The sequence below is a fragment of the Sodalis sp. RH14 genome (assembly GCF_047324285.1).
GTDB lineage: Bacteria > Pseudomonadota > Gammaproteobacteria > Enterobacterales > Enterobacteriaceae > Acerihabitans.
Genome location: NZ_CP178739.1, coordinates 3,107,272 through 3,123,598, shown reverse-complemented (window position 1 = coordinate 3,123,598; position 16,327 = coordinate 3,107,272). Strand labels below are relative to the sequence as shown.

The 16,327-nt window shown below is 59.9% G+C and carries 15 protein-coding genes; 12 read left to right on the top strand and 3 right to left on the bottom strand.

Annotated elements, in window-relative coordinates; translation table 11 throughout:
- From pspB to ycjG, 7 genes are all read left to right on the top strand, one after another.
- The gene (gene pspB, locus ACL2XQ_RS14215; protein WP_410016551.1) at positions 1–222 is read left to right on the top strand and encodes an envelope stress response membrane protein PspB; all 222 of its coding nucleotides are present in this window, start codon (positions 1–3) and stop codon (positions 220–222) included.
- A 1-nt stretch (position 223) separates the two neighbouring features.
- On the top strand, positions 224–583 hold the full coding sequence (pspC, locus tag ACL2XQ_RS14210; RefSeq protein WP_410015184.1) for an envelope stress response membrane protein PspC: 360 nt from the start codon (positions 224–226) through the stop codon (positions 581–583).
- Between the two features lie 157 nt (positions 584–740).
- Positions 741–1,652 carry an SDR family oxidoreductase gene (locus ACL2XQ_RS14205; RefSeq protein ID WP_410015183.1) on the top strand — a complete coding sequence of 304 codons (912 nt, stop codon included), beginning with the start codon at positions 741–743 and terminating at the stop codon, positions 1,650–1,652.
- Positions 1,653–1,802: 150 nt separating this feature from the next.
- Positions 1,803–3,200, top strand: a complete 1,398-nt coding sequence (locus ACL2XQ_RS14200; protein ID WP_413739355.1) for a YcjX family protein — start codon at positions 1,803–1,805, stop codon at positions 3,198–3,200.
- Positions 3,197–4,264, top strand: coding sequence for a YcjF family protein (locus tag ACL2XQ_RS14195; protein WP_413728455.1), 1,068 nt, complete (start codon positions 3,197–3,199; stop codon positions 4,262–4,264). Before ACL2XQ_RS14200 ends, ACL2XQ_RS14195 begins: the two co-directional genes overlap by 4 nt.
- 139 nt (positions 4,265–4,403) lie before the next feature.
- On the top strand, positions 4,404–5,975 hold the full coding sequence (tyrR, locus tag ACL2XQ_RS14190) for a transcriptional regulator TyrR (RefSeq protein ID WP_413722805.1): 1,572 nt from the start codon (positions 4,404–4,406) through the stop codon (positions 5,973–5,975).
- A 95-nt stretch (positions 5,976–6,070) separates the two neighbouring features.
- The gene (gene ycjG, locus ACL2XQ_RS14185) at positions 6,071–7,039 is read left to right on the top strand and encodes an L-Ala-D/L-Glu epimerase (RefSeq protein ID WP_410015179.1); all 969 of its coding nucleotides are present in this window, start codon (positions 6,071–6,073) and stop codon (positions 7,037–7,039) included.
- 1,609 nt (positions 7,040–8,648) lie between these two features.
- On the opposite strand, the gene mpaA is transcribed toward ycjG, so the two are convergent.
- Positions 8,649–9,362, bottom strand: a complete 714-nt coding sequence (mpaA, locus tag ACL2XQ_RS14180; protein WP_413739354.1) for a murein tripeptide amidase MpaA — start codon at positions 9,360–9,362, stop codon at positions 8,649–8,651.
- Positions 9,363–9,503: 141 nt separating this feature from the next.
- Here mpaA and ACL2XQ_RS14175 point away from each other — a divergent pair, with 141 nt between their 5' ends.
- The 5 genes from ACL2XQ_RS14175 (at position 9,504) to ACL2XQ_RS14155 (ending at position 14,716) form a co-directional block, all read left to right on the top strand.
- The gene (locus tag ACL2XQ_RS14175; RefSeq protein ID WP_413739353.1) at positions 9,504–11,120 is read left to right on the top strand and encodes a peptide ABC transporter substrate-binding protein; all 1,617 of its coding nucleotides are present in this window, start codon (positions 9,504–9,506) and stop codon (positions 11,118–11,120) included.
- 356 nt (positions 11,121–11,476) lie between these two features.
- Entirely contained in the window at positions 11,477–13,042 is a 1,566-nt protein-coding gene (locus tag ACL2XQ_RS14170) for a diguanylate cyclase (protein ID WP_413739352.1), read from the top strand.
- Between the two features lie 117 nt (positions 13,043–13,159).
- Positions 13,160–14,143 (top strand): zinc transporter ZntB, encoded by a 984-nt coding sequence (zntB, locus tag ACL2XQ_RS14165; protein WP_410015175.1) that lies wholly within the window; start codon positions 13,160–13,162, stop codon positions 14,141–14,143.
- A gap of 4 nt (positions 14,144–14,147) precedes the next feature.
- Positions 14,148–14,462, top strand: a complete 315-nt coding sequence (locus ACL2XQ_RS14160) for a hypothetical protein (protein ID WP_413739351.1) — start codon at positions 14,148–14,150, stop codon at positions 14,460–14,462.
- Between the two features lie 107 nt (positions 14,463–14,569).
- Positions 14,570–14,716: a hypothetical protein gene (locus ACL2XQ_RS14155; RefSeq protein ID WP_413722810.1), complete on the top strand. Its 147-nt coding sequence runs from the start codon at positions 14,570–14,572 to the stop codon at positions 14,714–14,716.
- 5 nt (positions 14,717–14,721) lie between these two features.
- On the opposite strand, the gene ttcA is transcribed toward ACL2XQ_RS14155, so the two are convergent.
- Positions 14,722–15,657: a tRNA 2-thiocytidine(32) synthetase TtcA gene (ttcA, locus tag ACL2XQ_RS14150; RefSeq protein WP_413740525.1), complete on the bottom strand. Its 936-nt coding sequence runs from the start codon at positions 15,655–15,657 to the stop codon at positions 14,722–14,724.
- 100 nt (positions 15,658–15,757) lie between these two features.
- Complete coding sequence (locus tag ACL2XQ_RS14145; protein WP_413739350.1) at positions 15,758–16,246, bottom strand: hypothetical protein; 489 nt, start codon at positions 16,244–16,246, stop codon at positions 15,758–15,760.
- Positions 16,247–16,327: the final 81 nt, after the last annotated feature.

The following is a 16,327-nucleotide window of genomic DNA, read 5'->3' as shown; positions in this document are numbered from 1 at the left end:
GTGTCGATTGTGCTTGCCATTCCGCTGACCATTTTCATCCTGTTCGTGGCGCCGATATGGCTGTGGCTGCATTACAACAGCCGCCGCAGGCAGGGTTCGGCATTGCAGGCGCAGGACAGCCGCCGCCTGGCCGAACTCAACGCACAGGCGGCGCGCATGCAGGCGCGCATCCGGGCGCTGGAAGATATACTGGATGCCGAACACCCCAACTGGAGGCAATGATATGGCTCAACCTTTTAAACAGCCGCTTTACCTCAGGCCGGAAGAAGGCATGTTCAAAGGCGTCTGCGCCGGGGTGGCGCATTATCTGGACGTACCGGTGAAACTGGTGCGTATTATCGTGGTGCTGTCGATGTTCTTCGGCCTGTTTTTGCTGACCCTCGCCGCCTATGCCATCCTGGCCTACTGGCTCGAGCCGGCGCCGGCTGACGAAGCGCCGGCCGGCCGCTCGCGCATGCCGCCGGCCCAGCAGATCGAACTGCTGGAATTGCAGTTGCAGGACAGCGAGCAGCAACTGCGCGAGGTAGAGCGTTACGTCACCTCCGACACCTTCGGCGTGCGCAATCGCTTTCGCCAGCTGTAACGCCTTGCCGGCACTGTATGTCATGCCAAGGCGCGTAAGGGATGGCGTGCCGGGGGATACCGCGATCCTGTTACTCTTTATACTAGGATAAAGCCACTACTTTTATCGCCCCGGTTTTAGGAGAATACTTGCTGCACGACCACACAGGAGGTATTTCATGCGCGTATTTCTCACTGGCGCGACCGGCTTTATCGGCGCGCGCATTGTACCCGAACTGCTGGCGGCCGGACATCATGTCCTCGGCTTGACAAGATCCGACGCCGGCGCCCAAGCCCTGGAGGCGGCCGGCGCGCAGGCCCATCGCGGCGCCCTGGAAGATCTCGACAGCCTGCGCGCCGGGGCAGCCGCGGCCGACGCCGTTATCCATACCGCATTCGATCATGATTTCGCCCACTTCGCGGCGAACTGCGAAAAGGACCGGCGTGCCATCGCCGCCTTGGGCTCCGCGCTTAAAGGCACCGATCGCCCCCTTATCATTACCTCCGGTACCGGCATGGGCGATGCCGGCCACGGCCAGCCCGCGACGGAGGATGTCTTTAACGCCAACCATCCCAATCCGCGCGTGGCGTCCGAGCTGGCGGGCCATGCGCTGCTCGAGGATGGGATAGACGTGCGCGTGGTGCGGCTTCCTCAGGTCCACGACACCGTTAAACAGGGGCTGATTACGCCCTTTATCGCCATCTCGCGTGAAAAGGGCGTGGCGGCCTATGTCGGCGACGGCGCCAACTGCTGGCCGGCGGCCCATGTGCTTGATGTGGCGAAGCTCTATGTGCTCGTCCTGGACAAGGGCAGCAGGGGCGCGCGTTATCATGCCGTGGCCGAGGAAGGGATACCGGCGCGCGACATCGCGCAATGCGTCGGCGCGGGGCTTGGCGTGCCGGTGGTTTCGCTGTCGGGCGGGGACGCGGCACCGCATTTCGGCTGGTTCGCCATGTTCGCCGGCATGGATCTGCGGGCTTCAGGCGTTTGGACGCGCCGGCAGCTCGGGTGGGAGCCGACCGGCCCGTCGCTTATGGCGGATTTGCAGCACATGGACTACTCGGTTGGCGCGGCGCCGGCCCGGGGGTGAGCTCGCCCGTCCGGCATCGGCGGCGGAAATTTGTTTGTTAGGCCATTGGGCGACATAATAGACTTCTTTCAACCAGGAGGAATATATGTTCGCTCAGGCCACGGTGCGGTTTTTTTGCTTTTTTTATGCCCCTTACCCATTGAAAGCGTTATGAGCCGGCTGCAAAACGATCTCGGCGCGTTGCTGAACCGCGGCATGGACCGCCATTTGCGCCTGGCGGTTACCGGACTGAGCCGCAGCGGCAAAACCGCGTTTATCACCTCCTTTGTCAATCAATTGCTGATGGTCAATAACGGCGCGCGCCTGCCGATGTTTTCGGCCGTGCGCGACGGCCGTTTGCTCGGGGCCAAGCGGGTGCCCCAGCGCCATTTGGGCATTTCGCGCTTTGCCTATGACGAGGGCATCGCCGCGTTGTACGGCACGCCGCCCGCCTGGCCGGTGCCGACGCGCGGCGTAAGCGAAATGCGCCTGGCGCTGCGCTATCGTTCACGCGATTCCCTCTGGCGCCATATCAAGGATACCGGCACGCTGTATCTGGAAATTGTCGATTACCCCGGCGAATGGCTGCTGGATTTGCCGATGCTGGAGCAGGACTTCCTGTCCTGGTCGCGGCAGATGCACGGCCTGCTGCAGGGCGATAGGGCGCAATGGGCGGCGCCGTGGCTGGCGAAGTGCGCCGCGCTTGACCCACTGGCGCCGGCCGATGAGCGCGCGCTGGCGGATATCGCCGGCGCCTATACCGATTACCTGCTGCACTGCAAGCGCCAGGGCCTGCACTTTATCCAGCCCGGGCGTTTTGTCCTGCCGGGCGATATGGCCGGCGCGCCGGCGCTGCAGTTTTTCCCCTGGCCCGATGTGACGGACGACGGCGAGGCACGGCTGGCACAGGCGGCAAAAACGTCCAATCTCGGCATGCTGCGCGCGCGATATCACTATTACTGCCAGGAAGTGGTCAAGGGCTTTTATAAGCAGCACTTTACCGGGTTCGATCGGCAAATCGTGCTGGTCGACTGCCTGCAGCCGCTAAACAGCGGCCCCCATGCCTTTAACGATATGCGCCTGGCCCTGACCCAATTGATGAGAAGCTTTCATTACGGCAAGCGCAGCCTGTACCGCCGTCTGTTTTCGCCTTGTATCGACAGGCTGATGTTTGCCGCCAGCAAGGCCGATCACGTCACCACCGATCAGCAGGCCAACCTGGTGTCGCTATTGCAGCAACTGGTACAGGACGCCTGGCAAAATGCCGCGTTCGAAGGCATCACCATGGACTGTGCGGGCCTGGCCTCGGTGCAGGCCACGCAAAACGGCCTGGTCGATCATCAGGGCGGCGCCATTCCCGCCCTGAACGGACATCGTCTGGAAGACAACCAGCCGCTGACCTTTTATCCGGGCGACGTGCCGGCCCGTTTGCCGGGCGCCGCCTTCTGGCGCGAACAGGGATTCGCCTTCGAAAATTTCCGTCCGCGCGCCATGGACCCCGACCGGCCGCTGCCGCACATCCGCCTGGATGCGGTGATGGAGTTTTTATTGGGAGATAAACTACGATGAACGATCCCGTAAAGCCCCGTATCGATTTTCCACCACAGCCGGACAAGCCGCTGGCGCCGCCGGCGGAGGCCGCGCTGCGCGCGAAGCTCACCTTTGAGCAGTTACAGGATGCGCAGTTTCATCCGCTGACGCCGCCGGAGCAGGAGCAGGATGAGGAAGGGCGGGCGGAGCAATTGCTTGTCAACGCCCTGCGGCCGAAACGCAGTATCTGGCGCCGCATGGTCATTGCCGGCACCGGGCTGCTGGTCGTCAGCGCGGGGGCGCAGGGGGCGCTGTGGGCCGCGCGCGCCTGGCAGCAGCACGACTGGCTGGCGCTGGGCGGGCTGGGCGCCGGCGCCCTGTTTGTCCTGGCGGGCGCCGGGTCGCTGGCCACCGAATGGCGGCGGTTATATCGCCTGCGCCAACGGGCCGGGGAACGCGACCGGGCTGGGGAGCTGCTGCGCAGCCACGCGCTGGGCCAGGGTCGCGCGTTCTGTCTGCGCCTGGCCAGCCAGGCCGGAATTGACGATGCCCATCCTGCATTGCGGCGCTGGCAGGCGATGCTGCACGATACCCACAGCGATCGTGAAGTGGTTATGCTGTACGCCAAAATAGTGCAGCCGGTCATCGATGGCCGGGTGCGGGCGGAAATCAGCCGTTCCGCGGCCGAGTCCGCGCTGATGATCGCGGTCAGTCCGCTGGCCATCGTAGACATGGGGTTTATCGCCTGGCGCAATCTGCGGCTTATCAACCGGGTGGCGGCGCTGTATGGCATTGAAGTGGGGTATTTCAGCCGCATCCGGTTATTCCGGCTGGTATTGCTGAACATCGCCTTTGCCGGCGTCAGCGAATGGGTGCGCGAAGTGGGACTGGACTGGATGTCGCAGGACCTGACCGCGCGCCTCTCAGCCCGTGTTGCCCAGGGCATGGGCGCGGGCCTGCTGACCGCGCGCCTGGGCATCAAGGCCATGGAACTGTGTCGTCCGCTGCCCTGGATAGAGGGCGACAAACCGCGCCTGGGGGACTATAGGCGGGAAATTATCGGCCAGTTGAAAAGCCTGATGGAGCGTAAACCCGCCCCCTGATGCTCCCGTCCGCTGCGCCGTGGCCCGCGCCGGGCGGAAAATTTCCCATCCTGGCAACTTTTTGTGACAGATGACTTCATCCCGGACGCGTCGCCACGTATTATGTAGCCAATATTGTCATCACGGGTAAGAGGCGTACATGCGTTTGGAAGTTATTTGTCAGGACCGCCTCGGTCTGGCCAGGGAATTGCTGGATTTACTGGTAGCGCGCGGTATCGATTTGCGCGGTATTGAAATCGACCCCAGCGGGCGGATCCATCTTAATCTGACTACGCTTGAAATCGACACCTTTCGGGCGCTGATGGCGGAAATCCGCCGCATCCCCGGCGTCTGCGACGTGCATACCGTCGCGTTTATGCCCTCCGAGCGCGAGCACCGCGCGCTGGAAGCCATCCTGGCCGCCATGCCGGAGCCGGTGTTGTCCATCGACCTCAAAGGCCGGGTGGAACTGGCTAACCCGGCCACGCTGGCCCTGTTCGGCCAACGCGCCGATCAACTGCACCAACAGCCGGTAAACCAGCTGATCGGCGGTTTTAACGTCGTGCGCTGGCTTGAGAGCGGCCGGCAGGCCGCCGAAAGCCTGCGGGTGGTGATCCAGGGCCAGGACTATCTGCTGGAAATCACCCCCGTTCAGCTGACCGGCGAAGACGGACAGCCCGCCACGGTGGGCGGGGTGATATTGCTGAAATCCGCCGTGCGCATGGGACGTCAGCTGCAGGAACACGCGCCGAACGATGATAGCGAATTCAGCCATATCATCGCCGTCAGCCAGGCCATGCGCCAAACCCTCGATCGCGCCAGACGGCTGGCGATGCTGGATGCGCCGCTGTTGATTACCGGCGAGACCGGCACCGGCAAGGATTTGCTGGCCCATGCCTGCCACCTGCGCAGCCGGCGCGGCAAACACCCGTTCCTGGCGCTGAACTGCGCCGCGTTGCCGGATGATGTGGCGGAGAGCGAATTGTTCGGCCACGCCGCCGGCGCCTATCCCAACGCCCTTGAGGGCAAAAAAGGCTTTTTTGAACAGGCCGGCGGCGGCTCGGTCTTGCTCGACGAAATTGGCGAGATGTCGCCGAGCATGCAAAACAAACTGCTGCGCTTTCTTAATGACGGCACGTTCCGCCGCGTGGGCGAGGATCGTGAAATGCACGTGGATGTGCGCGTCTACTGCGCCACCCAGAAAAACCTGCTGGAACTGGTCCATAAAGGACAGTTTCGCGAAGATCTTTATTATCGCCTGAACGTGCTGACGCTCAGCCTGCCGCCGCTGCGCGACCGGCCGGACGATATCATGCCGCTGGCCGCGCTGTTTATCGCCCAGTTCTGCGATGAGCAGGGCATCCCCCGCCCGCGGGTCGCGCCCGACCTGGCCGCTATGCTTAACCGCTACGCCTGGCCGGGCAATGTACGCCAGCTGAAAAATGTTTTAACCCGCGCCATGGCCCAGCTGGACGGGGACGAACTGCGCGTCGCCGATATTGATCTGCCGGATTTCGACCTGACGCAGCCCATGGCGGAGGAAATCCTCGACGGGTCCCTGGATGAGATCAGCAAACGCTTCGAACGTTCCGTGCTGACCCGCCTTTACCGAACCTATCCCAGCACGCGCAAACTGGCCAAACGCCTGGGCGTTTCCCATACCGCCATTGCCAATAAGCTGCGCGAATACGGCCTTAGCGCCAAAAAATCCGGCGAAGAGGGCGAAAGCTGACGCCCGCGCCGCGCCGCGTAAATATCTTCATGACCTTGTGTTTGCCGGCAGGGTTGTTTAGTTTTGATTTATTATTGCTTATCTAAGGGGTCACAATGAGAGTAATGCGTTTCTATCCGGAGGCATGGCCGCTGCATACGCCGTTTGTTATTGCGCGCGGCAGCCGTACCGAAGCCCGGGTAGTGGTGGTGGAGATAGAACAGGACGGCGTCCGGGGCATTGGCGAATGCACGCCTTATCCCCGCTATGGCGAAACTGAGCAGTCGGTCATGGAACAGCTCGCCGCCGTGGTTCATCCGGTGGAACAGGATATCACCCGCGACGTATTACAGCAGCTGTTACCGGCCGGCGCGGCGCGCAACGCCGTCGATTGCGCGCTCTGGGACCTGGAACGCCAGCTGGCCGGCCAAACCCTGGCGCAAAGGGCGGGCGTGGCGCTGCCGGCAACCATCGCCATGGCGCAAACGCTGAGCATCAACGATCCGGAGCGCATGGCCGAGGCGGCGCTGGGTTACTGGCAGGCGGGGGCGCGGCTGCTGAAAATCAAACTTGATGACCGGCTTATCACCGAGCGCATGGTGGCCATCCGCGCCGCTGTGCCGGACGCCACGCTGATTGTCGACGCCAACGAGGCCTGGCAACCGGAAGGGCTGGCGTCCCGATGCCAACTGCTGGCGGATTTGGGCGTGGCCATGCTTGAACAGCCGCTGCCCGCAGAGCAGGATGCCGCGCTGCAGCATTTTATCCATCCGCTGCCCATCTGCGCCGACGAAAGCTGCCACACCCGCCAGCAGTTGCCCGCATTACGGGATAATTACGAGATGATCAATATCAAGCTGGATAAAACCGGCGGCCTTACCGAAGCCCTGCTGTTGGCGCAACAGGCGCGGGAACAGGGTTTCGGCATTATGCTCGGCTGCATGCTGTGTACCTCGCGCGCTATCGCCGCCGCGCTGCCGCTGACGCCCGGGGCGCGGTTTATCGATCTCGACGGTCCGACCTGGCTGGCGCTGGATGCCGAACCGCACCTCAATTTCGGCTGCGGCTCCATCACCCTGGACTAAAATGGCTTCGTCTGCCGTCCGCCGCTCTTTTCGCCATAATTTGTAAGTGACCTCGCCAATCGTGGCGGGGGCGCTGGCGGCTGGCGGGGAGGCTTATTTTGTCGCGGCGGGGGCGCATTTGCGGATGGCAAAATGGCTTATGTTGCACCAGTGGGGGTTTCGCTTGCCGTGCGTGAGGTGTTCATATGTAGTGCCGGGCGCCGGCAAGCGACAAAGAGGCCGTACCGCGACGGCCTCCTTGACCTCCGCGCGTCCGGCAGATCGTGCGCCGCTGCGCGGTGCCCGGCATCACCCATCCCGGCTTGTGGACCGCCCGGTATGCGCTCCCGGCGCAAACCGGACTTTCGCCGCTCCCGGCGGCTCATCCAGCCGTGATGCGCGCTGCCGGCGCACTCTATGCCGGCACCACGTCAACACCATCGCCTGTGAGTAAAACCGCTTTTTGGGGTTCTTAGCGGTATGTGCTTACCGGGAAAGGTCTCAGTATTCATTTTGCGCTAATGTTTACACTCTGGTGGCTAATAGCTAATGCTTAATGTTAAAACTCAAAACTCAAAACTCAAAACTCAAAACTCAAAACTCAAAACTCAAAACTGAATGATGAATGCCTTACTGCATGCCTGATGTTCGCTGTGCCAACGGTTTTCCATACGTGTTGCATTCCATAACAGTCAATCCTATGCTGACGCCAGCCCCCATCCAAAACAACAGCGCCGCAATCGCTTCATAATATGCCGTGCGAACCGCGACATGGGGACCGGCATAAAGCGCGCTGACGGCGCCTGTGACCCCGGCATGAGCCGCCGGGAGCGGCGAAAGGTCCGGTTGCGCCGGGAGCGCTAACCGGGCCGGTGCATAACGGGGACATGGGCGGCGGAAGGCATCGCGCAGCGACGCGCGACCTGCCGGGCGCGCGGAGGTCAAGGAGGCCGTCGCGGTACGGCCTCTTTGTCGCTTGCAGGCGCCCGGCAATACATATGAACACCTCACGCACAGCAAGCGAAACCTTCGCCAAGGCGACATATGCCCTGGCGCGACCTAACGCTGGCACCCTCACGCACGGCAAGCGAAACTTTCGCCAAAGCGACATATGCCCTGGCGCGCCCTAACGCTGGCACCCTCACGCACGGCAAGCGAAACCTTCGCCAAGGCGACATATGCCCTGGCGCGCCCTGACGCTGGCACCCTCACGCACGGCAAGCGAAACCTTCGCCAAGGCGACATATGCCCTGGCGCGCCCTAACGCTGGCACCCTCACGCACGGCAAGCGAAACCTTCGCCAAGGCGACATATGCCCTGGCGCGCCCTGACGCTGGCACCCTCACGCACGGCAAGCGAAACCTTCGCCAAAGCGACATATGCCCTAGCGCACCCTCACGCACGGCAAGCGAAACCCCCGCCGCAGCGACATCACCATGGCGACATTCATCTTCACGTAAGCCCAATATTACCAGGACGGCGATCGCCAAACCTACACAAGACGTGTTAAAGGGACACCGTGCCGATGGGGTCGAATCGGGCGTGGTTTTCCCGTCCGCCCGAACACCCATGGCAGGGTATGGCCGCCGATACCGGACTTAAAACCGGCTGGTTAAAGTATGAGCGTCTCTCACCCGGCATTCCCATCGTAGATCAGCAGCTCAACCAGCGCCGCCAGGTAACGATCGGTGGCGGCGTCGGCCGACACGGCGGGAAGCTCGGCGGTAATACAGGGCAGACCACGATCTGAGCACCAACTCCCGAACGAACCCGGCGTCTCGTAGCCCACGCTTGTCACCAAGGGCAGCGCCAGCCGCGCCGCCAGCCAGGCGCCCAAAGGCGATGGCACGGCCTCTTCCACGCAGGCCAGCGGCTCATGAAAAGACGCCACCCAGGCGGGGGCGAGTCGCGCCACCAACCGGCATAACGCCGCCGTTTCCGGCTCCGAGCCCGGTCCGGCGCCGGTGGACAGCAAGACATCCCGCTCCGCCGCGCTGCTGGTCCAACGGTACACCGTCTCCTCCGGCCGCCAGTTGGCGGCGGGAAAATTGCGGTTCAGGTCCACGCCGTTAGCATTAGCCCGCAATCCCAATTGGCAGCCGTCCGGATTTACCGCCAGGATCACATGATGACGCGCAGGATGGCCAAGCGTGCGCAGCGCGCACGACAGCGCCACCACGCTTGCGGTTTCGTCGCCATGGGTACCGGCGATAATCAACCCGGTATCCGGGGCCGGGGCGGCGGCCGGGAAAAAAAGCAACGGCGCGCCCAGCACCGACCGGCCGTAGGGCTCGCCCAGGGAAGGCAGCTTTCCCCGCCGCGCGCGTGGTTGAAATAACTCCATACTGTTTCCTGACCGAAAATAATACGTTACATTGATTCATCTACTTTAGCGCAAAACGTCCGGCGTTATTATCCCTGGCAGGAAAAACACCGGGAAAGCGCCGGGCCGCTCTGCACCGGTTACGATAACAAGGATAATGCCATGCCGCGTTTCAACCCTACCTTATGTGCGTCGTTTATTATCGCCCTGAGCGGCAATCTCTGGGCCGCCACGGTACCCGAAGGCACGCAGCTGGCCGAACAGCAGCACATCGTGCGCCATATCAAAGATGAACCGGCTTCCCTCGATCCGATCAAAGTGGTCGGCCTGCCCGAAGCCCAAGTGGTGCGCGATCTGTTTGAAGGACTGGTCAATGAGGACGCCAAGGGCAATCTTATCCCGGGGGTGGCGACCCGCTGGGAAACCAACGATAACCGCACCTTTATTTTCCAGCTGCGCCACGACGCGCGCTGGTCAAACGGTGACCCTGTCACGGCAAATGATTTTGTCTACAGCTGGCGGCGTCTCGCCGACCCGAAAAACCTGTCCTCCTTCGCCTGGTTCGCCGAACTGGCCGGCCTGGAAAACGCAGCAGACATCACCGCCGGGAAACTTCCCGCAGAACGGCTTGGGGTCAGCGCGCCGGATGATTACACCCTGAAGGTGCAACTCAGCAAACCGGTGCCGTATTTTGCCAGCCTGACTGCCAATTTCAGCCTGTTCCCGGTGCATCGCGCCACGGTGGAAAAATACGGCAACGACTGGACCAAGGTCGGCAACCTGGTGGGCAACGGCGCCTTCGCCCTGCACGAGAGGGTCGTAAATGAAAAAATCGTCCTCACGCCCAATGAACATTACTGGGATCATCAGCATACGGTATTGACCCAGGTAACCTTTATTCCGCTCAATCAGGAATCGTCCGCCCTGAATCGCTACCTGGCCAACGATATTGATATCACCGAATCCTTCCCCAAAAACCGCTACCAGCAGTTGCTAAAGGATATTCCCGGCCAGGTTTATACCCCGGACCAGTTGGGCACCTACTATTACGCGTTCAACACCCGGCGCGCGCCCACCGACGATGTGCGGGTGCGCAAGGCGCTGTCCTATGCCATTGATCGTAAAATTATCGCCGAAAAAGTGGTCGGCACCGGCGAAAAACCCGCCTGGCATTTTACCCCGGATGTCACCGCGGGTTTCACGCCGCAGCAGAATTTCCTGCAGCGGCATTCCCAGGAAGAGCTGGACGCCGAGGCAAAAGTGCTGATGAAAGCGGCGGGCTACGGCCCTGAGAAACCGCTGACCCTGAGCCTGCTGTATAACACGTCGGAAAGTCACGAAAAAATCGCTATCGCCGTGGCCTCGATGTGGAAGAAAAAGCTGGGGGTAAACGTCAAGCTGGAGAACCAGGAATGGAAAACCTATATCGACAGCCGCAATACCGGTAACTTTGACGTGGTGCGCGCTTCCTGGGTAGGGGATTACAACGAGCCTTCCACCTTCCTGTCATTATTGACCGCCACCCATAGCGGCAATATCGCCAAGTTTAATGATCCCGCCTATGATCGCCTGCTCGCCGAGGCCAGCCGGCAAACCAATCCGCAGCGCCTCAGCGCGGATTACAATAAAGCGGAAGATATGATAGCCGAGCAAGCGCCGATTGCGCCTATTTACCAATATACCAACGGCCGTTTGATCAAACCCTGGGTGCAGGGGTATCCGATAACCAATCCGGAAGATGTGGCTTATAGCCAGACGATGTATATCCTCAGGCACTAAGTCCGCGCCGTTGCTTTATCACTGTCCGCCGCTTGGCGCATAACCCTGTTAACCCGCTGAAGTTCTGCGGGTTATTGCTCTTCGTCGCGCTATATTATTTTGCTGGACGGCATCTGCCGTCGCCGTCAACGCCTTTCTGAGGGCAAAGACGCGAGCGGCGTTTCTGACGGGTTTTGCGGACTCCGCTTGCCGTGCATGGCCTGGAAATTCCGCGGTCTATCCCTGCGGCTTGTCCGGGTGGGGTTATTAATTGCAAATTACATTAATTAGTTTAATACTTAACTGAAATTCCCTGCCTCCTGCGCATAGCAGCACGCCGTCGCAGCTGATGTAAAACCTGTAAAATCAAGGAATAGATGGATTATTCGCCGAATGGTGCCTTACGCCTGCTGCATAAGGTCGTCAACCATGCTTCGCTGCTGATCCACGCCGCTATTTTTATTGTGGTGGTGGCCTGCGCCATTATCTTCCTTGATACCTGGCAAATCTGGAATGCGCATGGGCGCGATCTGGTGAATGCCGAACAAGATTCCGCCAATCTGTCGCGCGCCCTTTCCCAGCATGCGGAAGACACCTTTTTGCAGGTGGATATTACGCTGCAGGATTTGATGGAACGCCTGGACACGGACGGCCTGTCGCAGGCGCGGCTGCCGCGCCTGCAAAAAGTCATGAGTGAGCAGCTTAAACACCTGCCGCAGCTGCACGGCGGGTTTATTTATGACTCACAGGGGCACTGGCTGGTGACGGCTTCGGGTATTATTCCGCCTCATGCCAATAATGCGGATCGCGAATATTTCAAATATCACCAAGCCCATAATGACAATCGCTTATATATAGGCAAGGTGATCCGCAGCCGATCCACCGGCGATCTGGTCATTCCGGTGTCGCACCGGATAAATAACCAGGACGGAAGCTTCGGCGGCGTGGCGCTGGCGACGGTCTATGTCAGCTATTTCCAGGAGTATTACAATCATTTCGCCATCGACAATGACACCGCCCTGGTATTAATGCTGGCCGATGGCACCATTTTATATCGCCGGCCTTATGAGGAAAGCGCCATCGGCCGGAGCATGGCCAAAAGCACGCTGTTTACCGATGTGTTGCCGCGGGCCAAATCCGGCAATGCAACGATTATTTCTTATTACGATAAGGTGGAACGCATCTTCGGCTATTCCAAGCTGGATCAGTATCCGCTGGTCATCGCGGCGGGTTTGTCTAAAAAGGAAGTTTTGCGCGGCTGGCGTACCGACAGTATTATTTTTGCGGCGGGCGGGGCGGGGATCCTGATCATTTTAACCCTGCTGGCATGGGCGCTGCTGCGGCAAATTAACTTCAGCCTGCGCTCGGAAAAAGACCTGCTTATCGCCCGGGACTTATTGACGGAATTAAATCAAAAGCTGGCTGTCCAGGCCCTGCATGACGGTCTTACCGGCCTCGCCAATAGGCGCCAGTTTGATATCGTGCTGCAAAATGAGATGCAGCGCGCCTGTCGCGACCTGACGCCGTTGGGGCTGATCCTGCTCGATATCGACTTATTTAAAAAATATAACGATATCTACGGCCATGTCTCGGGGGATGAATGTTTGCAGCGGGTAGGACAAACGCTGCTGGCGCTGCCGCGCCGGGTGAACGATCTGGTGGCGCGTTACGGCGGGGAAGAGTTCGCCGTTATTCTGCCCGGCACGGATCTCGCCGGCGCGCGTACGTTTGCCGAGACGGTGGTCAGGGCGGTGCATGAATTGCAAATCCCCCATGACGCCAGCCCCTTTGGCGTGGTGACAATCAGCGCCGGCGCCCACGCCGCCATGCCGGTGAGACCGGAAGATACGCCCGCCGCATTTATCCGCAGCGCCGATGCCGCGCTGTACGCGGCCAAAAGCCGGGGCAAAAACCGCGTATGCGACGTCCGTCCGCGCGCATAGCGGGGGTGCCGGCATCACGTGCTGTAACCTCGAGGTTTTATAATTCTTTATATCTTCCCGTTTGGCGCTAGACTTGACATCAATCCGTGCCGAATCGTGCCGAATAAGGAAAAAAAGTTGGAAGTACTCGATCGTGAAGCCTTGCATATCAACGGCGTGGTCTACGCCGGACAATTAGACGGCCAGGGCGGCATTACGCCTATCGAGGCCTCGGACATTGCGCATTGCCTCCATCCCTGTTGGCTGCACCTGGATACGGAACATCAGGCCAGCATGGAATGGCTGGCCACATCGCCGCTGATACCCGATCCGGTGCGCGAATCGCTGGCCGGCAACAGCACGCGGCCGCGGGTTAACCGCATTCCCGAAGGCGCGCTGATAATTTTGCGCAGCATTAACTTCAATACCGAGGAATACCCGGAAGAGCTGATTGTCCTGCGTATCTATATCACGGAAAAACTGATCGTCACCACCCGTAACCAGCCGATCCAGGCGGTGGAGGAGATGCTTGACGAATTGCAGAAAAAACAGGGGCCGGTGGACAGCGGCAACTGGCTGGTGGATATGTGCGATACCCTGACCGATCACACCAGCGAGTTTATTGAAGATATGCATGACCGCATCATCGTATTGGAAAACGATCTGCTGGACCAGCAGATCCCGCCGCGCGGCCAGCTGTCGAAACTGCGCAAGCAGCTGATTGTCCTGCGGCGCTATATGGCGCCGCAGCGCGATGTCTTCGCCCGCCTGGCCAGCGAGCATTTGCCCTGGATGGGGGATGACGACCGCAGGCGCATGCAGGATATCGCCGATCGCCTGGGGCGCGGCATCGACGATATCGACGGCGGCATTGCCCGCACGGCGGTGATTGCCGATGAAATTAACTGGATTACCGCCGAGTCGATAAACCGCCGCGGTTATACCATGTCGCTGATGGCCATGGTTTTCCTGCCGACCACCTTTCTTACCGGTTTGTTTGGCGTCAACCTGGGCGGCATCCCCGGCGGCAATATGCGTTATGGTTTCAGTATCTTCTGCCTGGCGTTAATTATCTTGGTGCTTTGTGTGGCGCTATGGTTAAAACGGCGTAAATGGTTATAGCCATATGCATAGCGTGGCGGCGATGCGCGGCAAAATTTACGCAAAAAACGCAAAAAAGCCGGCTAATATTGAGCAATATCAAAAAGCAGGGGCGCGGGATGGGGCACTATCGATCCCGCAGGTGAATGCAACGTCAAGCGATGGGCGTTGCGCTCCATATTGTCTTACTTCCTTTTTTGAATTATTGCATAGCATATTTAATTCATACGATGCCGGGTTTATTAACCTGGCATTTTTTTTTTGGTTTTTCCCCGGCGGGCATATTAACCGGGCGGCAGGGCGGGGATTTGTCCTTACCCCAATTGCCCACTATCCTTAAAGTGAGTCCGCAGCAAACGCGCTGCTTTGATAAGACCCTTTAAAGAGGTGGACAGTATGCCTATGACTATGACACCCCGGGTGCGCCAGGCACCGGTTCCGTATCGAATGAGCATTCCAGGCGATCCGATACCGGAAGAACCCATCCCGACCGATCCGCCGCCGATCCCGAACCCACTGCCGGATCCGCCCCTGGAGCCGCCCTATAATCCCGACCCCAAGCCGATACAGGACCCGCCGCCGCATATGTGGTAGCCGCGCTATTTTATTTCCACGACGTCGAGGCGCGCGCCGGCAGGCGGCAGGGCATCAACGTCATCATCCGCCAGCCAGCCCGCGGGCTGCGCCGGCAGTTCCAGCGGGTCAAACGCCATATCGCCGCCGTCGATGATGTCGCCGCCGGCATGCAATTGCCTGAAATCAAACAACCCGCCGTCGGCGAGATGGGACGGCACCACGTTTTGCATCGCGCGGAACATGGTCTCCAGGCGCCCCGGGTAGTGTTTATCCCAGTCCCTGAGCATATTGCCTATCACCTGCCGCTGCAGGTTTGGCTGCGAACCGCACAGGTTGCAGGGGATAATGGGAAAGGCGCGCGCCTCGGCAAAGCGCTCGATATCCTTTTCGCGGCAATAGGCCAGCGGGCGGATGACGATATGTTTACCGTCGTCGCTCATCAATTTCGGCGGCATGCCTTTTAACTTGCCGCCGTAGAACATATTCAGGAAGAGTGTCTGCAGGATATCGTCGCGATGATGCCCCAGGGCAATTTTATTGGCGCCAAGCTCGGTGGCGGTACGATATAAAATGCCGCGCCGCAGGCGCGAGCACAGTGAGCAGGTGGTTTTACCCTCGGGGATCTTATCTTTGACGATACCGTAGGTATTTTCCTCGACGATTTTATACTCGGCGCCCAAGGCATCGAGATAGGCGGGCAGGATATCGGCGGGAAAGCCCGGCTGCTTTTGATCCAGGTTGACCGCCACCAGCGAGAAGCTGACCGGCGCGCTTTGCTGTAGATTGCGCAGGATTTCCAGCATGGTGTAGCTGTCCTTGCCGCCGGAGAGGCATACCATGATGCGATCGCCGTCTTCGATCATATTAAAATCGGCAATGGCCTGCCCGACGTTGCGGCGCAGGCGTTTTTGTAATTTGTTCAGGTTGTACTGCTCTTTTTGGTCGACCACGGTGGTTATGCCTTTGACTGTTACCGGCGCGCCGCCAAGCCCGCGGGGCCGCGATGTGAGGACTCTTGTCGGGGATTGTACGCGATTATGGCGGCGACGTTGAACACTTTCAGTTGGGGAAATCCTGCATCAGCTTTTGGTTGATGACCGCCGCCGCCTGGTTGCCGCGCTTGATGTGGGTTACCAGGATTTCGTTCGATTGGGTAAAGCGGTGGCCGACGCGGACCCGGTACGACTTGGTCAGCCAGCTAAAAAACCCGGTGTCAAACGTGGCCTCGTCAATATCGCGCCATTTGACGCCGCCGACGCCTTTTTTCCACGGCAATAGGCCGCGGAACACCCAGACGCCGTCATCATCATAATAAAATACGAAACGCCTGCGCCAGGTAAAATCGTAGATTACCTTGATAATAGCCACAAACAGGATGCCGTAGCCCACCAGGATGAAATTGGCGTCGCGCGCAGACTGCGACACGATAAGGCCGATGGCGCCCATTACCAGAAACAGCACCACGGGGCGAATATAGGCCACCCATGAGAGATAAAAAACGTCCTGCGCCGGCTGTTGCACCGCGAAGGTCACGTCGCCCTGATCCATTGCGTACCTGAATAATCGCTAAATTATGCTTAATAATAACCCCTGGGGCGGCGACTGGAAAGTCCATGCCGCCTCATGGCG